This window comes from Vogesella urethralis, assembly GCF_007644045.2.
In the GTDB taxonomy this organism is placed as follows: Bacteria; Pseudomonadota; Gammaproteobacteria; order Burkholderiales; family Chromobacteriaceae; genus Vogesella; species Vogesella urethralis.
In genome coordinates, this window is sequence record NZ_VMDW02000080.1 from 1 (window position 1) to 261 (window position 261).

Below are 261 nucleotides of genomic sequence, written 5' to 3' on the forward strand. Positions count from 1 at the left end.
GCGCACGTTCATGTTCGGCGCGAGGTTCAATTCCTGGTGGATTATCGAGATCCCCTGGTTGCGGGCATCGGTAGCGGAGTTGAACACCTTCACCTCGCCATTCAGCAGGATCTCGCCGCTGCTCGGGGTGATCACACCGGAAAGGATCTTCATCAGGGTCGATTTACCCGCCCCGTTTTCACCAAACAGCGTGGTGACTTCGCCACGGCGAATATCAAAGTTCACCCCCTTCAGCGCATGGGTTGAGCCATACACCTTGCT

The 261-nt window shown here is 56.7% G+C and carries 1 protein-coding gene; it reads right to left on the minus strand.

The window, feature by feature from the left end:
* On the minus strand, positions 1-261 hold a 261-nt coding region (locus FLQ03_RS08670; RefSeq protein WP_144374153.1), incomplete at both ends, for an ATP-binding cassette domain-containing protein.